14 protein-coding genes are annotated in these 16,205 nt (G+C 63.1%); 3 read left to right on the top strand and 11 right to left on the bottom strand.

Annotated elements, in window-relative coordinates:
- Positions 1 to 2 precede the first annotated feature (2 nt).
- The 8 genes from NXS98_RS03985 to NXS98_RS04020 form a co-directional block, all read right to left on the bottom strand.
- Positions 3 to 521: a DnaT-like ssDNA-binding protein gene (locus tag NXS98_RS03985; RefSeq protein WP_283847181.1), complete on the bottom strand. Its 519-nt coding sequence runs from the start codon at positions 519 to 521 to the stop codon at positions 3 to 5.
- Between the two features lies 1 nt (position 522).
- Positions 523 to 2,643 (bottom strand): LamG-like jellyroll fold domain-containing protein, encoded by a 2,121-nt coding sequence (locus tag NXS98_RS03990; protein WP_283847182.1) that lies wholly within the window; start codon positions 2,641 to 2,643, stop codon positions 523 to 525.
- Entirely contained in the window at positions 2,624 to 2,881 is a 258-nt protein-coding gene (locus NXS98_RS03995; protein WP_283847183.1) for a hypothetical protein, read from the bottom strand. Before NXS98_RS03995 ends, NXS98_RS03990 begins: the two co-directional genes overlap by 20 nt.
- Positions 2,882 to 2,902: 21 nt before the next feature.
- Positions 2,903 to 3,136 carry a hypothetical protein gene (locus tag NXS98_RS04000; protein ID WP_283847184.1) on the bottom strand — a complete coding sequence of 78 codons (234 nt, stop codon included), beginning with the start codon at positions 3,134 to 3,136 and terminating at the stop codon, positions 2,903 to 2,905.
- Between the two features lie 200 nt (positions 3,137 to 3,336).
- Positions 3,337 to 4,347 carry a hypothetical protein gene (locus NXS98_RS04005; protein WP_283847185.1) on the bottom strand — a complete coding sequence of 337 codons (1,011 nt, stop codon included), beginning with the start codon at positions 4,345 to 4,347 and terminating at the stop codon, positions 3,337 to 3,339.
- A 252-nt stretch (positions 4,348 to 4,599) separates the two neighbouring features.
- On the bottom strand, positions 4,600 to 5,481 hold the full coding sequence (locus tag NXS98_RS04010; RefSeq protein WP_283847186.1) for a hypothetical protein: 882 nt from the start codon (positions 5,479 to 5,481) through the stop codon (positions 4,600 to 4,602).
- 46 nt (positions 5,482 to 5,527) lie between these two features.
- A complete protein-coding gene (locus NXS98_RS04015; RefSeq protein WP_283847187.1) occupies positions 5,528 to 6,310 on the bottom strand; it encodes a DUF4055 domain-containing protein in 783 nt (260 codons plus the stop codon).
- Positions 6,311 to 6,455: 145 nt separating this feature from the next.
- Complete coding sequence (locus NXS98_RS04020; protein ID WP_283847188.1) at positions 6,456 to 7,016, bottom strand: hypothetical protein; 561 nt, start codon at positions 7,014 to 7,016, stop codon at positions 6,456 to 6,458.
- Positions 7,017 to 10,090: 3,074 nt separating this feature from the next.
- Between NXS98_RS04020 and NXS98_RS04025 the strand changes: the two genes are divergently transcribed.
- The 3 genes from NXS98_RS04025 to NXS98_RS04035 are packed head-to-tail and all read left to right on the top strand — an operon-like array spanning position 10,091 to position 12,890.
- Positions 10,091 to 10,291: a ribbon-helix-helix domain-containing protein gene (locus tag NXS98_RS04025; RefSeq protein WP_283847189.1), complete on the top strand. Its 201-nt coding sequence runs from the start codon at positions 10,091 to 10,093 to the stop codon at positions 10,289 to 10,291.
- Between the two features lie 3 nt (positions 10,292 to 10,294).
- Entirely contained in the window at positions 10,295 to 11,470 is a 1,176-nt protein-coding gene (locus tag NXS98_RS04030; RefSeq protein WP_283847190.1) for a DNA-methyltransferase, read from the top strand.
- Positions 11,471 to 11,477: 7 nt separating this feature from the next.
- Positions 11,478 to 12,890, top strand: a complete 1,413-nt coding sequence (locus NXS98_RS04035) for a restriction endonuclease (protein ID WP_283847191.1) — start codon at positions 11,478 to 11,480, stop codon at positions 12,888 to 12,890.
- A 32-nt stretch (positions 12,891 to 12,922) separates the two neighbouring features.
- Here NXS98_RS04035 and NXS98_RS04040 read toward each other — a convergent pair whose 3' ends face one another.
- The 3 genes from NXS98_RS04040 to NXS98_RS04050 form a co-directional block, all read right to left on the bottom strand.
- Positions 12,923 to 14,407: a terminase large subunit domain-containing protein gene (locus NXS98_RS04040; protein WP_283847192.1), complete on the bottom strand. Its 1,485-nt coding sequence runs from the start codon at positions 14,405 to 14,407 to the stop codon at positions 12,923 to 12,925.
- Positions 14,404 to 15,006: a hypothetical protein gene (locus tag NXS98_RS04045; protein ID WP_283847193.1), complete on the bottom strand. Its 603-nt coding sequence runs from the start codon at positions 15,004 to 15,006 to the stop codon at positions 14,404 to 14,406. Before NXS98_RS04045 ends, NXS98_RS04040 begins: the two co-directional genes overlap by 4 nt.
- A gap of 151 nt (positions 15,007 to 15,157) precedes the next feature.
- The gene (locus NXS98_RS04050) at positions 15,158 to 16,204 is read right to left on the bottom strand and encodes an AAA family ATPase (RefSeq protein ID WP_283847194.1); all 1,047 of its coding nucleotides are present in this window, start codon (positions 16,202 to 16,204) and stop codon (positions 15,158 to 15,160) included.
- Between the last annotated feature and the right edge of the window lies 1 nt (position 16,205).

Consider the following 16,205-nt stretch of genomic DNA (forward strand, 5'->3'; position numbering starts at 1 on the left):
AGTCAGGCGCGTTGCAGCCGGGCGACAGTGCCCTTGCGGATCAGATCCCCCAGCCGGGCAAGCATGGCTTGCACGAGGTCAGGGATGATTTGCCGGGTGTCCTTCTTGCTATACACCGTGGCCGAGTAGTCGGCGTTGTGTTGCTCCAGGATGCCTTGCCCTAGAGGCGCAGCCGTCCGGTCCACCAGCAGGAGTTCCTTTGCGAGTTCGCACGTGGCCTTCACCACCGCCGCTGGCACCTTGTCGCTCGCCAATTCCCCAGCACCGTCCGGGTCCGGGCAATCGTAGCGCGGCCATTGCAGGGCCTGGCTTTCGCTCACGCGCTTGCCGTGGAACTGATATTCCGCGTCAATCACCCGCGACGCCATCACCAAAGCCGCGTCCTTCTGGCCCGCCGTGGCGGCAGTCCAGGCGGTGGCATACAGATGCCCCTCGAAATAGGCGTTGCCATCCGCCGCGTCAGCGTAGGCATTCGCGTCGGTCTTGGCCGTCCCGTCCTCTTTGATCAGCACCAGAGCCATATCAAACGTCCCTCCGCAGAATCTTCACCCGGTCCAGCAGGTTCTGATTCGTGTCGAAATACTCCAGGACCAGTTCCGCGCCGCCATCGTGGATCTTCAGGTAACCAGAAACGTTCTGGTCCTCGCATCGGAACTTAGTGTCCGCATTGATGGTGCCCCAGCCGTGATGATTTCCGCCGCCCATGGCGACGGTGTAGAACGTGATGCCATCCTTCTGCAGTCGCTCGATGCCATGCACATGACCTTGGAGCACCAGCGGAACGCCCAGGCCCACCCAGTTCCACCGGGCGTGCGCCGTACCAGTCCCCGCCGCACTGGAGGAGTAGGCCGGATGATGAAACACGAACACCGGCCACCGCGCCGTGCTTTCGGCCAGCTTGCGCAGGACATGCTGGCCGGCGACCGAGTCTTGCAACACCGATGCAACCGCGGTGTAGCCGCCGCCGTTGTCCGGTTGCTGGACCAGGTCATTCAGGTCATCGAAGAAGAAAAACTCCAGGTTGCCGAGTTGCGCGGAGTAGTAGGCTTTGCCGTTGTTGTAGCCGGCCACGTTCCAGTAGGCCGCGAAGCCCGCCTCGTTGCTCCCGTCATAGTCATGGTTGCCCATGCCGGCTACGCACTTGCCGCCCCGCCCCAGGATGGTGTTCTTCAGCGTGTCATTCGCCGTGGCGAAGGAGATCGTGGCGTCGGAGGTGTCGCCGATGGCGACCACGCTCAGGGTGTCCGCATTCGCGTGCAGGATGGCGGTGTCCACGCTTGCCGCCCGAGGTGCGTCGAACCCGCCGCAACGGTCTCCCAGCGCGGCCACCTTTGCCGCACTCCGGGCCGGAATCGGATAAATGCGGAAGTCATCCAGCGTCAGTGTGTCGCCCGGAACCGAGTTGGTCAGTTCCAGCCGCAGGCGGTAGGCCAGCTCTTCCACCGACTTGGTGTAGAGCTTGAGATAGACCCGCTTGCCCAGCGTGAAGGTGTCCAGGTTGACGTATTGCTGGCTCATGGTGGCGTCCAAGAACCCGAGGTTCTGGTCCGCCAAGTGCGTCTTGACTCGCAGATAGCAGCTACCCGACCGGGCCGACACGCGGAAGCTGCACCAGTAGGGCGTGAGGCGCGACAGAGCGCCCACGATGATTTCCGCGCTGCCACCATCCGCGAAGACCATGTTGTCTTCGTTATGCGTGACGGCCACGGTGCTCCAATTCACGAAGCTTTCGCCGTGTGAAATGTGGTTGTCCGGCGCATCTTGAGTGAACACCACCGTCTTGCGCTTCGGCGCGATGCCCTTGGCATACAGGTCCGCAATCGCATCCGCCGGCAGCGCCTCGCTCCAAATCCCAACGCCGCACAACAGCCCGGCGAAGAAACCACCGGCCACCGAGGCGGACGTGTAAGCCGTGCCGATGCCCGCCTTTTGCACCGAATCACTCCGGGGCACGGCGCTGGTCGCGACGATCGCTTCCAGTGCGCCGTTGAGATAGAGCTTCATCTGCGCCCCGTCGAAGGTGAAGACGCCGTGATACCACTGCCCATCCACAATGTCCGACGTGCCCACGATGCGATGATTCGCGCCCGAGGCCATGTCTTCGAAATCGCCCGCCAGGCGATACGTGGACCCGTTGTTCACCTTGTTCAGGCCCAGGTGCCAGTTGGCATCCACGTTGGAGCCGTCCGCCTCGCCCCGGCCTTTCGCGACCAGCGGCACGATCGGATCAGTGGCAGGGAAACCATCCGCGCCACCCGCCGTGGCCGTGGCCACACCCGCGCCAGTCTTCTTGAACCAGCAGGAGATCGTCCACCGGGCCATGCCGAACGGATAGCTGGTGTTCTCCAGGCGGACCTGCGAAGCCACGCCATCGAACGTCGCGCAGATCGGATACTTGAAACCCGCCGGCGTCGGACCACCGAAGGTCACACCGGAGTAGCTGTAGCCGTGGTTGCCCGCCGGGCCTTGGTCTTTGATGTCAAACGCCAGCGGCAGGAACGCCTTCAGGTTGGCATCGTAGGTGCCAAGCAGCAGTTCCTCGAAAGACCCGGCGGACTCGACCCGGCTCCTCCGCCGCCACTGCGGCCAAAGCTGCCAGAACAGCCGCCGGGAAATGCGGCGATCAAGAACGGACTTTGCCATGCGTCTTGCCTTTGCCTTGCGGTTTCACCGCCTTCTCTTCCGCCACCGGCGGCGGGACGACGGGCGGAACCACCGGCGTTTCGGCGCTCGCCTGTGCCTGCCGGTTGCCTGCCTGCGCCGCGCCCTGTTTCCCTTCTTGCGCGGCAGGCAGACCCGGCATCTCTGGCGCTGCTGGCGCAGCGTCCAACGGCACCAGCGATCGCCGCTTCCGCCGGACGATGGGATAGAGGCCATTCATATTGGGAGGTGCGACTCGCACTTAGATGCAGTTCGCCCCGACGGCGACCTGTTTCCAGTTGGTGCCATCGCTGAACGCCAGGCACGGAACCGCTCCGGTCCCGCCCGCGCTGAGGTAGATCAGCGCACCCGGATTCTTGGCCGCAGTCACACCAGCGGCCGTCAGCGCGGCCACGTTCGCAAACGTCCGGCTCTTCAGGTTGAGCTGCTCGCCGCTCCGAATCTTGGCGAAGCTCCAGGGGATTTCTTTGCCCATACGTGGTTCCTTTCATGCTTTCAGTCGCCTTGGCGACTCACTTTCAATGCCCCGCAGGGGCATAAGACAATAGCCCAGGGTAAGGCCGCGGGCCGCCACCCTGGGTAGGCCATCCCAATTGATTGCCCCTCTCCCCGCTGGCGGGGAGAGGGTGGCCGCAGGCCGGGTGAGGGGTGGCCCTCATTTCCATCACCCATCAACTAATTATTGTGCGTCACCGCCACGATTCGCACGTTCTTGTTCTCGAACACCCGCGTCCAATTCGCGCCCATTTCCAGTTCCGCGTTGGTGGGCGAGTCGCCCGCCACGCTGGCGCTGGTGAACTTCACACCGCGCGGATGGAGGATGTAACGCCGCCGGTTGATCAGGCCCGTGTCACTGGCCAGCGCATCGCGATACACCTCCACGCCCTCAGTCCCGTGCCCGCCTTGCAGCGGCGTGCCGTCGAGCGGCGCGGTGCCCTTGGCGAAGGCGCCCGGCCCGAACAGGTAGGTCGTATAAACCAGCCCATCCGTGGTCCCCGCCCGCACCGGCAGGTTGTCATCCACAACCACGCGCCGGCCTTGGAAGGTCCGAATCTGGGCCTTGCCCTCGCTGTCCGGGATGAAGTCAATCAGGTCCAGCTTCCGCAGCGCCGCCTCCGTGGCGGAGTGCATCGCAACCGCCACCAGGCGGTCGCCGCGGTCACCGAGTTTCGCGGTCGCGTCCACGAAGGTCGCGCCATTCAGGCGGGTCGCAGCGGACTGGCCAGCGACAGACTCCGAGTGAATCGCCAGCAGGTTGCCGCTCATGCTGGCAGCCGCGAAGATGCCTTTCAGGCACGACACCACCAGGCCCTCGTCAGTGCGCGCCCAGTATTCCGCGACCAGGTCCACGATGGCCTGCATCGGATCATCGCCCGAAATGACCTTGGCGAGATGGTTGACGGACCACGCTTGCGCATCGTTGTGAATGCGGGCGATGTCCTTGTCGGCAGTGATCTTGTTGACCGTGAGCGACGCCGAATCGCTCAGGAGTTGACGGGTAGCGGTCAGGTCCTTCCAGAAGGGCATTTCCACCGTGCGCCCGCCGCCAGCGGCCAACTCATCAAACACTGGCGAGTGTTCGATGATGCCGCACTTCCCGAACGCGCTCAGTTCTGCGGTCCGCTCGATGGCATACCGCTCGAACTCCGTCGGGATGATGATGTCTGCAACAGCCGTTTTCGCCATAATTCAATCTCTCTTTCCGTTTGTAGTCCCGGCTTCAGCCGGTCCCGGTTTCAAAACTTGGCGCAGCGCAGCGAAGCCCTGACTGAGCACCCTGTAAGGGTGCCGGACCATAGCCCAGGGTAAGCACGCCAGTGCGCCACCCTGGGACAGCCGGCCCAAACAATTTCCTCCCTCTCCCCCACCGGGGGAGAGGGCCGGGGTGAGGGGGCTGCCGTCCATCGCCACAATCGCCTCGCTCGCCATAGCCACTCGTTACGCCGCCGCCTTGAGCCGGGCCGCCAGGCCCGGATCACTCTTTTGCAGCCGCATTTGCTCCGTGAGATTCCAGCTTTCCTTGCGGAACGGATTTCTCACGAACCGATTCCCGGCCCCACCGGAGCCGGTGCCGTATGGGGAAGTGGCACCGCCACCACCGCCACCGGCATTGGATTCAAACAGGTGCGGAGCTTCCGACACTTGCATGTCAATCCACTCCGCCAACGACAGAGGCGTCAGGCCATCCTTGCCCACACGGGCAGTCTGGCCGTCAGCCTCCAACGCCTGGGGAACACCGTTCACCAGGCGGAAAGTGTTTCGCGCTCGCGACGTAATGTCGGGAATCGCGCTCGCACGCAGACCGCGCTTGGTCGCCTCAGTCACCACCGCTTGGTCAATCTGAATCGCGGTGAGGCGCGCATTGAGCGCATCGCGCTCGCCGGTCACGCCAGCGAGCTTCTTGTCCAACTCACCCCTGACCGCGCGCACCCGCGCCTCGATCAACTTCTCCACTTCGCCCGCCGTGGTGGCCGCCCGCAGGGCCTGGGCCTCTTCGAGCTTGCGCTTCTCATCCGCCAGCTTGCGGACCTCTTCAGGGTCAATCCCCTCGAAGCGCTGCTTCAGTTCATCCCGCTCCTTCATCAGTGCGACATTGGTGGCGCGGAACTCTTCGAGCTTCGCCTTGTCCACCGCGCCTTCGACATCCAGGTGCCAGGCGCCATCGCGTTCGACGTAGAGGTTGACGAGTTCCGCCGGAACCTCGTCTTTCGATTTCAGTTTGAACTTCAGTGCCATAATTTTCGTCGCCTCCATTTCTACACCCTGTTTTGCGGAATCTTGATGCACCCGAACGGCACCGCGCTTTTCTCGCTGCGCCATGCTGCGGCACGTCGCACGACCTTGCGCCACGCTGAACGATAATTTTTCACAAACCGCTTGACGGGGTTGGCTGTGGTGCAGGTTCCGGCTTTCCGATTGCGATCAACCGGACCTCCTCTTCGTTGGTTCGCCCTTCTGGGAGCACTTCGCCACGGCGAAAGATGTCCAACATGGAATCCCGGCTCAGTGCGCCGTTCTGCCACGCCTGGACAACGGCCACGATCTCGTTGGCCGACAGCCCTCGCGTGCTGTAATCGGTGTTCAACTCGATGACGACCTGCTCGTTGCTCACGTCATCAGGCATCACTTCGGTGGAGTTCCACCAATGCGCCCAGCGCAGAACGTGCGTCAGCGACATGCCGACGCTGCTCGCCAGTGCGCCCAGGATGCTGTTCTCCCCGCTTTGCTTGAGTTCGATGGCCTCAGCCGCTTCACCAACACGCTTCTGCGTTTCCAGCAACCGCGCCCCAAGAATCGCCATGAGGCGTTCATCCCGATCCATCGCCCGCTCGAAAGTCGTCAAACCCTGGCCCGTGTATTCCAGGAACCCGGCAGTCGCGCCCGGCGTGTCTGTCACCCAGGCCGTGCTGGAGCCAATTCGCAACGTGGCCGCCTTGTCAAAACCACTGACCCACGCCGTTGGCAGCGCCGTGAAGTGCATCCCGTGCCGGTAATCAGCGTGCAGGCGGTAGTGGTCCAGGTTGACCGCGATGACATCGCCGAGCGGCAACCGATCCACATCCGGGAGGGAATGGCTCGCGCCATGGAATACGAACGGAATCAGCGGCAGCGGTTTCCCCAACCGCAGTGGCGTGCGCGTCTCGACCAATTCCCACTCCCTTTGCCTGCCTGCCGTAGGCCCGGCGTAGGCAGGTCCCTTCTGCCTCTCCGATCCAGCTTCGGACGCCAGATTTCCACCACGCACCGCCACTCCCTCGCCCCCATCGGGGAGAGGGCCGGGGTGAGGGGCTTTCTCAATCGCACCACCCGGATTTGCTCCCCGCGCTCCCGTCAGCCCCTTCAGCCTTTTCGGCCAGCGCCAGCATCGTCAGCAAATTCCGGCCTTGGATTCGTTCGACCCGCCAGTTCAAGATGTTCTCCGCCGTGTAAAGCGACACATACACGCGGTTCTCTCTCTCGCTTTCCCAATCAATCAGCGTGCCGGCACGACCCACCGCGATGACTTCCCTTGCGACATTCCGAGCGTAACTGGCAAAGGACATCCCCAGCATGTCGGCATCGTTGATGAATGCGCGCATGGCTTTGCCCAGACTGTTCGCACCCTCTGGCACTTTGATGAACGGCGGACGCCGGAACAACAGGCCGAGGTAACCATCCGCCGTTCGCGCCGTGGCATTGAAGAACGAAGCACGCGCCCGGTAGGCGGCGTACTCCTCATCGGTTTGCCCTTCGAGGAGCGGCAGATATTTCTCGCCGGCGGACTTCACGGAGTCCTCTCCGGCGATGACATCGCGGGCTCGCAGCCAGGCTGGCAGGCTCGCGTCGTATTCAGGATGCGTCGTGTTCACTGACATGGCGCCAGCGTAACACCCCTTTTGCGCGACCTCGACGCCCGCCTCGACACGCCTTGCCCCATGCTGCGGGATGCTGCGTGACCTCGCACCACGCTGCGCGATGCACGCGCCGAAACCACTTGACGCCCCCTCGCTGCGCCGATGCGGACGCCCGCGTCCGGTGGCCCCTTCAGTGCCAGTGCTGGCGCAACGGCGCTTCCGGGGACCGCCGTCCGCTCGTTGTGAAACCCAACCCGCCTTGGCCGTCGAACGCGCCCCCGCTGGCGCGACCACGAACGCGCCTTCCGATTCCAACGCTTCGTGAACCTTGGACGCCCTTCCGCTGGCGCGACGACCAACGCCCCTTTCGATTCCAACGTCCGCGGAGCACCCAGCGCGCCAGTCCCCCTGTAACCCCGGCCTGTCACGCTGGCTGCTTCCGCTCGCGCCAATTCGGACGCCCTCCCGCTGGCGCGACTTCGGATGCCCCTCTCCAATTCCAACGCGCCTTGAACCTCCAACGCCCCACGCTTCGCGCATTCGGACGCCCGCTCCCGGCGGCCCCGTCGCGCCAGTGCTTCGCAACGGCGCTCCCGGGGCTCGCCGGTCGCTCTCGTGGTAATTCCAACCTCGTGGGTGTTCGGACGCCCCCCGATGCGGCTTCGCGGCGCAACCGAAGGCTCGCTGTGTAGGTGCTCATTTGGCCGGTGCGGCTCGCACTCCGCCCGCCAACACAGCTCACCAGAATGGCGCTTGCGACGACGCCAGCGCCAGCGCCGCTCCGCCGCCGGCAGCCCTTGCGTCCGGATGCTGGCGCAACCGGACTCCAGGGCTTGCCGTCTGGCTCCCGGTGGTCCCCTCCAGGCCAGATGCTCCGCAACTGGCCTTCCGGGGAACCACCGTCCGCCGGCGACGATGTCAGTCTGCGCCTGCTCTGCCTCGACGCCACCGGCGGACCTCCACTTCGTTGCACTCCGTTGCGGACCGCCTTTCGCAGCCCGCAGAATGGTTGCTTGGACTCGACCCCGGCCGGCAAGCATGGCGGCTTTTGCTCTCCTGTCGCTTTGCCGACGGCCGCTAAGTCGTGCCTGGCGGCACCGCAAAACACGCCACCCTTGCTCGGCCCCCCACGGCGCCAGACTCCCGCAGTTTCCTCGCCTCCACTCCACTCCGCTTCACTCCGCGACGCATCAAAAGCATGCGACGCTCCATTCCGCTGCGTTGCGTTCCGGCTCCGAAACCGACGGGAGACTGGCGGGAACCCCTGGCTCGCAAGCACGGCGGTCACACTCGCAGCCGCATTTGACGGTGCCCTGTCACCCCTCACCGACAAATTGCTGGCTGCTCTTATGTGTGCCCGCCGACCTTGCTTCGCCCCCGAAGTCAGCCTGCCCTATGCGCAAAACCCGGCCCCGGCATTCCCTGTCACCCTGCGAGCCGGTTCCGGGCATTGCGCACAAGGCAGGACAGCGCGACCCCCGCGAACCCGACGGACACGCCCCCTCAAACGCCGGGTGGCTTGGCTCCCCTCAATCGCCGGCCAGGCTCACACACGCTCAATCGCCGCACGGGCTAACCCCGGCCGCCGCATCACCGCTTCTTGCTTTGGAAACGCTCAGGATCGCCGGTGCGGCTCGCACTTCGCTGGCCTACGCCGCGTCGCGGTCATGCGCCGGCCCCCAATGTCAGTCTGCCCTACGCGCAAAACCCAGCCCTGGCTTTCCCTTGTGGCCGACTGCTAAGTCCCCCTCTAAGCCTGTGCTGGGTATTGCGCGCAAGGCAGAAGGCGCGACCCCCGCGAGCCCTTTGGACGTTGGATTCCCCCGGCTCGTGAGCGTGCATCTGGCAAGGAAACATGCGAAAGACACCAGAGGCATTTTCCTCGCCAGCCGCACCCTCACTTCGCCCCCAAAGTTAGTCTGGCCCTTGGCGGTCGCCGTTTCGCGCTGGGCCTAACGGCTCGCCCCTGGTGGCCGACTGCTAAGTCCCCTTCGAGCCACGGCCCGGCGCTACACTCTACCCGCCAAGCGCCAGAACACCGCGGCCCCCGCGCCCCGTTGGAATGCGCCCCCGCAAGTTCGACCGCGCTCCGTGAATGGCTGGCATGAAGCACCGGCAAACGCTACGCTTCTCGTTCCTTTTGGCCGGTGCGGCACGCACTTCACTGCGAGGCTGGGCGTTTGCCTTGCTCAATCCCTGCCGATACACAACACATATTGTGCGTTCGCTCCGTTCGTTCCTCTCTCCGCAAGTTATTTCCTTAACGCAGGCCACCCCCCGTGAACGGGTCCCCCCTGCTGGAAATGAACTTCGCACAATATGGCGTTGTGTTCAGCAGGGTTGCCTCGCCTGTCACGCTGCGTGCTTTCCCCACCCTCGCGCTCGGTGGGGGCACGGTGGGCCGTGCGGCACGCACCGCGCCAGGCGGTCAAGGCATGCTTCACGCCAGCCATTCACTTCGCTGGTTTGGAGAAGTCAGGCGGGGGCGCAGGGGACACAGACAATATCAGCTCACTTCGTTCGAGGTCATACGCGCCATCCCTCGCGTGCTGCTGGCCGCCCACGAACGCCAGTCCGGCACGGACCCCGATGGCCAGCAACACGCCCCCCACCCACCCCCCAGGAATGCTCGCCCCCCCTCCACTCCCCAGGGGGGGCTCGCAATTTGTTAACCCCTGATCCCCTTGAAATCGCTCAATCGCCGCTCGGGCTCAGACAAAGTCAGCTCGCTGACGCTCGGGGAATCGAACGCTCAAACGGCGCTGGCCTTGGATGAAGTTAGCTCACTTCGTTCGATAGTTTACGACCCACCCACCCCCCTTGGATGCTCGCCCCCCCTCCACAAACCCAGGGGGGGGCTCGCAGTTCTCACCCCTTAGCCCCTCTTAAAATCGCTCAATCGCCGCTAGGCTAGGAAAAGTTAGCTCGCTGACGCTCGGGGAATTGGACGCTCAAGCGCCGCTGGGCTTGGGGGAGTCAGTTCGCTGGCGCTCAAAGTGGTTTGATTCGCTCAGGCGGCGCTGGCCTTGGATGATTGGAGCCACACAAGAAGCCAGGCTTGACTTTGCATCACTCTGATGCAAGCTGATGCGCGTATGGCAGACGACAAAGATACAACGCCCAACGGCCAAGACAAGCGTGCTACCCGAATCACGGTGACGCTTCCCCCTGATAATTATGAACTTCTGGTGCGCGTGGCCAGAAACAAGAAAGTCTCGGCGTCATGGGTTGTGCGCGATGCGGTGGAAAAATACCTCGCTGCCGACATGCCACTCTTCACGCAGAACCCCACCTGATTTATGTCCGAAGCCACACCCAACCAATCCCCGCCTGCCAAGTTGTTTCACTCCACCAAGCACGGGGAGATTTACTTGGGAGATTCGCTGGCGGTCTTCCGGGATCAGATCAAACCCGGCTCGGTTGATCTCATCATGACGAGCCCCCCGTTTGGTCTCGTTCGCAAAAAGGACTACGGCAACGTGGACTCCGAGGACTATGTCGAATGGTTCAAGCCGTTCGCCGCTGCTTTTCGCTCCGCTTTAAAACCGTCTGGTTCCCTTGTCATAGACATAGGCGGCGCATGGATTCCCGGTCAACCCACACGCAGCCTCTACCATTATGAGTTGCTGATTATGCTCTGCCGCGAGTTCAAGTTTCACCTTGCACAGGAGTTTTTCTGGTGGAATCCGGCTCGGCTTCCCACTCCGGCCGAATGGGTCACCGTGCGGCGCATTCGCGTCAAGGACGCCATCAATTGCATCTGGTGGCTTTCGCCCACCCCGTGGCCAAAAGCCAGCAACCGGCGCGTCCTGCAGCCTTATTCCGAGAGCATGAAAGTCCTTCTGGAGAAAGGGTACAAGCCCATGATGCGGCCATCCGGCCACGACATCTCAGACCGCTTTGGCACTGATAACGGCGCGGCGATCCCGCCGAACCTCATTGCCCTTGCCCACACCGAAAGCAACTCGGCCTATATCCGCTATTGCCGTGACCACGGCCTAACGCCACATCCGGCACGCTTCCCAACCGAGATTCCCGAGTTCTTCATACGCATGTTGACCGATGTGGGCGACTTGGTTGTTGATCCCTTCAGCGGCAGCTGCGCCACCGGCGAGGCAGCGGAGAAAACCCGGCGCAAGTGGATTTGCGCCGACATGGTCGAGGACTACCTCAAAGGGGCTCTTGGCCGCTTTCAGCCCCGCAAGGTTGAGTCGTACTCCGCGCCGAACCCGCAAAGACCGAATGGGGACACCGCCTACCGCGCTTTCAAACCCGGCCTGATGTGGAATGGCGTTGCTGACGACGAACCCCTGGCGCCGGACGGCGGAGCGAAACGGCAGTCGCCCTCAAAGCGCCGCGTCGCCGAGCCGCGTGTCAACTACAGTTCCGAACCGTCAGCCAAACAGATGATGCTACTCGACAAGGCCCAGTCACCCAAGCGCCGCGCTACTGCCGCGTCGAAATCAGCCGCATAACCCAACTATGACACCAGACGCGACCCAGGCCGCACCATCCAGGCCCAAATGGAAGAATGCAAGCGACCTGCCCTTTGGCAGCGAGTTTTCGCCCTCACAGGTTCAGCTTTCCGTTTTGCTTGAGTTCGCTAAAAAGCATGGCGGCGACTGGAAAGCCTTCGAAGCAGCGGTGAAGTCGAGGTATTTCGCTCAGAACCCCACCAGCGACTACAACAAGGGCAAACTCGCCAACAACACGAAGCTCGGCATGGTCGCTTACGGCATCATCGATCGGGATGCAAAACTGACCGAGTTTGGCGAGAAACTCTATCGTCTTCGCGATGATTCCGCCAAACTCCACGCCGAGCTTGCCCGCCACATCCTGCTGAATTTGCACGGCATGACGCTGGTCCAGTGCGTGCAGGACATCCAAGCTGCTGGGGAAACGGTAGAACTCATAAAGCTTCGCGAGTGGCTCGACGCGCGCGGCATCCATTTCCCTCGGGGCGGAAAGCATCCAAGCATTATGCGGCTCTGGCTCGAAAAGGCTGGCGTGTTCACCAGCGGATGGAATGTCGACCTTGCGCGGTTGAAGGATGTTGCCGGAGCGAGCAGTGAGGAATTGGAGATTCTCGCCGCACTGAGCATTGAGCAGAGGGCGTATCTCAAGACGCTCGCGAACATGGCCGGTCCAGGCCCGTTTGCCTCGAACGATGTCGAAAAGCTCGCGACCGCTACCTACGGCGTTCACTTCAACGAGAAGGCGCTGCCCAAGCAGGTCCTTTACCCATTGGAGAAAGCCGGTTTCGTCACCCTCGAACGCGGCACCAAGCAAGCCGGGCGCGGAGCCAAGCCTTTCTTGGTTTGCCCCACGGAGAAGCTCCAGAAGGAAATTCTCACACCGTTACTGGAGCAGTTGGAGAAACAAACTGCTCCCAACCTGCGGTTTCTGCTTCGCAGGTCCATGCACGAGATCCTAAAGGGCGTGACCGACAAGGACAAGCACACACGCGGCCTCGCCTTGGAGGCCCTGGCCTTCAAGCTCATGCGGTTGCTCGACATGGATTACGTGGCCACCCGCTTGCGCGGCTCCGCCACCGGCGGCGCTGAAGTGGACTTGGTTTTTCAGTCGGCCCGCTTGGTATTCTCCCGCTGGCAGGTCCAGTGCAAGAACACGCCCCGCGTCAGCCTAGAGGATGTCGCCAAGGAAGTCGGGCTCATCCACCTACTGAAAAGCAACGTCATCGTGGTCGTAAGCACCGGCGAAATCGGTCCTGCCGCTCGTGGCTACGCCAACAAGGTCATGGGCGACACGAATCTTTGCATAATCCTAGTCAACGGCGACGACCTCAAAGCCATCGCAGCCAGCCCCGCCGCTATTGTTGATGTTTTCAACCGAGAAGCGGCTCATGCCATGCGCCTAAAGAAACTCGAGATCTAGCGATGGTTGGCTAGCGGCAATTGACGGGGGAATTAGAGGCCGCAGAGCTTGCGGATTGTGATTTGGCGGCCCTTACTCGCCACCGCATAGCGCAGCGCATCGGCGCAATCGTCACCCCCGTTGCCATCCTCGTCCGCGTCCACCTTCAGCACATCCTCGGGCCGATTCGGATCATGCTGGAGCGCCGGCATGGTTTCCACCAGCCGACCGCAACGCCGGTGAATGAACAGGCTCGGCGCAATGCCCGCCTCGATGTCCCCCAGGCGGTGCAACAGCTCCGCCCACCCGTTCACCCGGTCCGTGTTCGCCACCCGCAGCGTGATGCCCAGCCGGGCATACTGCGCGGCGACGGTCGAACCGTCGCTCTGCTTGCTGAACACGTCAGCACCCGCCACGAAGCGCGCGAGGACGCGCGCTGGTTGATGGTTGAGAGTTGATGGTTGATGGCACCGCGCCCCCTCACCCCGGCCCTCTCCCCCGGTGGGGGCGAGGGAGACGCCGTGCCGCGCCAGCATCGCTTTGATCGCCGCCGCGTGCCGCTGCGGCAGCCACAGCCGTTCCGCATGTTCATCTACGATGAACACGTTGCCGTCAGCATCCCGGCACCCCAGCAGGCAGACCGTGTAGTGCGTGAACCCGTAATCCAGCGCCGCAAACCACTCGACCGCCCGGCGGTCGTCGAAGTCCTCGACCACATGCACGTCACGCCGGAAGGTGGTGAAGAACTGACCGGCGGCAATGTCCCAGTTGCCGTCCAGCCACGCCTGCTTCTGCCACCCGGACAGGCCCTCCAGAATCTTCCGATACTCCGGGTTGTTGTATTGGTTGTCATCCACCCGCGCCGGCACGAAGATAGTTGAGGGTTGAGAGTTGATAGTTGATGGACCGGAGCGTTGGAGAGCGAGGTATGGTTCAATGAAGAGTTTCCGATACCAGGCATGACCAATCCCGCCCGGATTCGACGTGGAGTAAATCCGAGGGCGCCAGTCCGGCTTGCTGGTCCGGCAGCACGTCGCAATGTCCGAGTGCTTCCGGTGCGTCAGAGTGGTGGCCTCTTCGATGCCGATCACGTCGTATTCCAGCCCCAGGTAGGCATCAATGTCCTTTTCAGCTTGGAAGTGGCCCGCCACGATCCTCGAGCCATTGCGAAACGTCAGCAGGCCACGGTGGGCGGAAAACTCATGCTTCAGCCGACCGAACAGCTTTTGCCTGAGATCCTCGAAATGCTCCACGTTGGCTTTGCCAACTTTCCGCAGCAGCAGGCATTTCAGCCCCGGCACCCGCTGGCAGTCGTCCACCCCCATCTGCGCCAAGAGCCAGTGGCTCTTGCCGCCGCCCCTGGCCCCGCCGTAGCCGACTGCCGTCGGCCCGGCGGCCAGGTCGCACGCTCGCGCTGCCGCGCTCGCCGCCAACTGCCGCGGCTGCAAATACACCCGCGCCGCCACGAAGTTGCGCATCTGATCTTCCGGGCACCCTGCCCGCAGGGCCCCCTCCAGGAATTGCTCACGCTCGATCATCGTTGTTCCTCCTTCGGTGTTTCGCTGATCACTTCCGCCTCGATGACTCTCGGCGGCGGTTCCGAACCCCGGCCATAGACTTTCTTGATGGCCACTTCCCATTCCACGTCCACACTCAACGTGACCTCGCCGGTCACTTCCGTGTGGTCCGTCGGCATCCCGCTGGCCAGCCGCCCCAGCTTGCTGGCCAGTTCCAGCATCCGGGCGATCCCTTCCAGGGACCCGCACCGGGCCGCGTTCGCTCGCCACCGTCTCAGGGCCTCGCGTCCTGCTTCCAGCAGTTCGCTCCGCACCTTCCATTCCTCTTCACGGTGTTCGCTCTGTCGCGTCAGCCACTCCGCCGCTTTGCTCCGCAACGCGGCTTCCGTGGCCTGCCGCTCCACCAGCGCCAGGTGTGCGGCGTGCGCCTGCACTCTGGCCGGCCAGTCAAACTTGGCGGACCATCTTCCCAGCATCGTCACACTCTTATGCAACTGCTGTCCAACCGTCGCCAGGGACCGTTCCGGCCCCAGGCTCAGATACAAGGTGAACGCAGCGAAAGCCTTGTCGCTCTCTCTGGGCTGTTGTTCAAACGCCAGCACGTTTCGTCTGGTTTCCATCTGTTTCATGTTCCTTCCTTCCTTTCCAGCCACCGAGGGCAACGCCCTGGCAGTGAGGGAAGGGCAACCCGACCCAAGGAGGGTTGCTCCTTCCCAACTGCCTTGCTGGTGCATTTATCTATTAAGGGTTGTTGCAATTTTTGCATTTTCCTCATTTCTGAACCCAATACACTCCGGCAGAAGACCTTACGAGTCCGGCTTCCATCAGGCGGTTCAGGTAGTTGGAAACTGACCTTTTCCCCATGTTCAGGGCACTTGCCGCATCCTTAACGATGGTGCCGAAACTCTTCGGGTCACTGGTTAGGACCGCATCCATGAACTCCTTGTCGGTGCAGACCTTGTTCCGGCCTTGCGGCCGGCGCAGGGCCGCAGGATTCAGGTCGCTGGCGACCTTCATCAGGGGGAACTCCCAGGCAACCACGAACTCGGGCACCTGGGGCAGGTTGCGCAGGATGCTGGTGACAGTGAAGCAGTCCGGTTCCTCGTGGGGGGTGAGGATCATGATGCTGTCCGGGTCACGCGCCCAGGCGCCTGCCCCGCTCATCCGGTCAATCGCCAGCTTGGCGGTGCTGTCGCCTTTGGCGAAGTGGTGGGCCACCACCAGCGCGGCCCCAGTCTTCTGGGCCAGGGCCTCCAGTTCGTTCATCAGGTCGGCAATCTCGCCGTTGGCGTTTTCATCCCGGTTCCCCAGCACCTTGTAGGCGGGATCCAGGATGATCAGCCCGAAATCGAACTTGGCGAGATGCTCTTCCAGCTTTGGCCGGAGCAGGGTCAGGTCCGCGTTGCGGCCCCGTAGGTTCCAGAGCGCGAGCGCCTGCCGGCCGAGGTGGCCGTCCGCCAGGACTTCCGGCCGGGCCGCGCACAGCGCGTTCAGCCGTTGCGCCAGCGCCCACGGCTGCAGCTCGAAGTTGATATAGACCACCGCCATCTTGGCGCAGGGCCGGCCCCACCACGGCTGACCGCTGGCGACCGACAGCGCCAGGTCGAGCAGACACCAGCTCTTGTTGCTCTTGCTGGTCCCGCCCAGGAGCATCTTGCACCCACGGTGCAGGATGCCTTCGATCACTTGCGGCGGCGGCGAGGGCGGGTTGGCCGCGAAGTCCTCAAAGAAGCAGATGTCCGGCAGCGGCAGCGGGATGGCGCCCAGGTCCACCGCCGGGTCAACCTGTTCCGAGGGATCATACGTCTTGATTTCCATG

Origin of the sequence: Fontisphaera persica, from assembly GCF_024832785.1 — a bacterium.
Lineage (GTDB): Bacteria > Verrucomicrobiota > Verrucomicrobiia > Limisphaerales > Fontisphaeraceae > Fontisphaera > Fontisphaera persica.

What these genes read in the sequence shown, in the direction of transcription:
- NXS98_RS04040 (WP_283847192.1), bottom strand. Translation starts at nt 14,407, where the DNA reads ATGATCGAGCGTGAGCAATTCCTGGAGGGGGCCCTGCGGGCAGGGTGC.
- NXS98_RS04000 (WP_283847184.1), bottom strand. Translation starts at nt 3,136, where the DNA reads ATGGGCAAAGAAATCCCCTGGAGCTTCGCCAAGATTCGGAGCGGCGAG.
- NXS98_RS04025 (WP_283847189.1), top strand. Translation starts at nt 10,091, where the DNA reads ATGGCAGACGACAAAGATACAACGCCCAACGGCCAAGACAAGCGTGCT.
- NXS98_RS03985 (WP_283847181.1), bottom strand. Translation starts at nt 521, where the DNA reads ATGGCTCTGGTGCTGATCAAAGAGGACGGGACGGCCAAGACCGACGCG.
- NXS98_RS03990 (WP_283847182.1), bottom strand. Translation starts at nt 2,643, where the DNA reads ATGGCAAAGTCCGTTCTTGATCGCCGCATTTCCCGGCGGCTGTTCTGG.
- NXS98_RS04020 (WP_283847188.1), bottom strand. Translation starts at nt 7,016, where the DNA reads ATGTCAGTGAACACGACGCATCCTGAATACGACGCGAGCCTGCCAGCC.
- NXS98_RS03995 (WP_283847183.1), bottom strand. Translation starts at nt 2,881, where the DNA reads ATGAATGGCCTCTATCCCATCGTCCGGCGGAAGCGGCGATCGCTGGTG.
- NXS98_RS04050 (WP_283847194.1), bottom strand. Translation starts at nt 16,204, where the DNA reads ATGGAAATCAAGACGTATGATCCCTCGGAACAGGTTGACCCGGCGGTG.
- NXS98_RS04005 (WP_283847185.1), bottom strand. Translation starts at nt 4,347, where the DNA reads ATGGCGAAAACGGCTGTTGCAGACATCATCATCCCGACGGAGTTCGAG.
- NXS98_RS04035 (WP_283847191.1), top strand. Translation starts at nt 11,478, where the DNA reads ATGACACCAGACGCGACCCAGGCCGCACCATCCAGGCCCAAATGGAAG.
- NXS98_RS04030 (WP_283847190.1), top strand. Translation starts at nt 10,295, where the DNA reads ATGTCCGAAGCCACACCCAACCAATCCCCGCCTGCCAAGTTGTTTCAC.
- NXS98_RS04010 (WP_283847186.1), bottom strand. Translation starts at nt 5,481, where the DNA reads ATGGCGCAGCGAGAAAAGCGCGGTGCCGTTCGGGTGCATCAAGATTCC.
- NXS98_RS04045 (WP_283847193.1), bottom strand. Translation starts at nt 15,006, where the DNA reads ATGGAAACCAGACGAAACGTGCTGGCGTTTGAACAACAGCCCAGAGAG.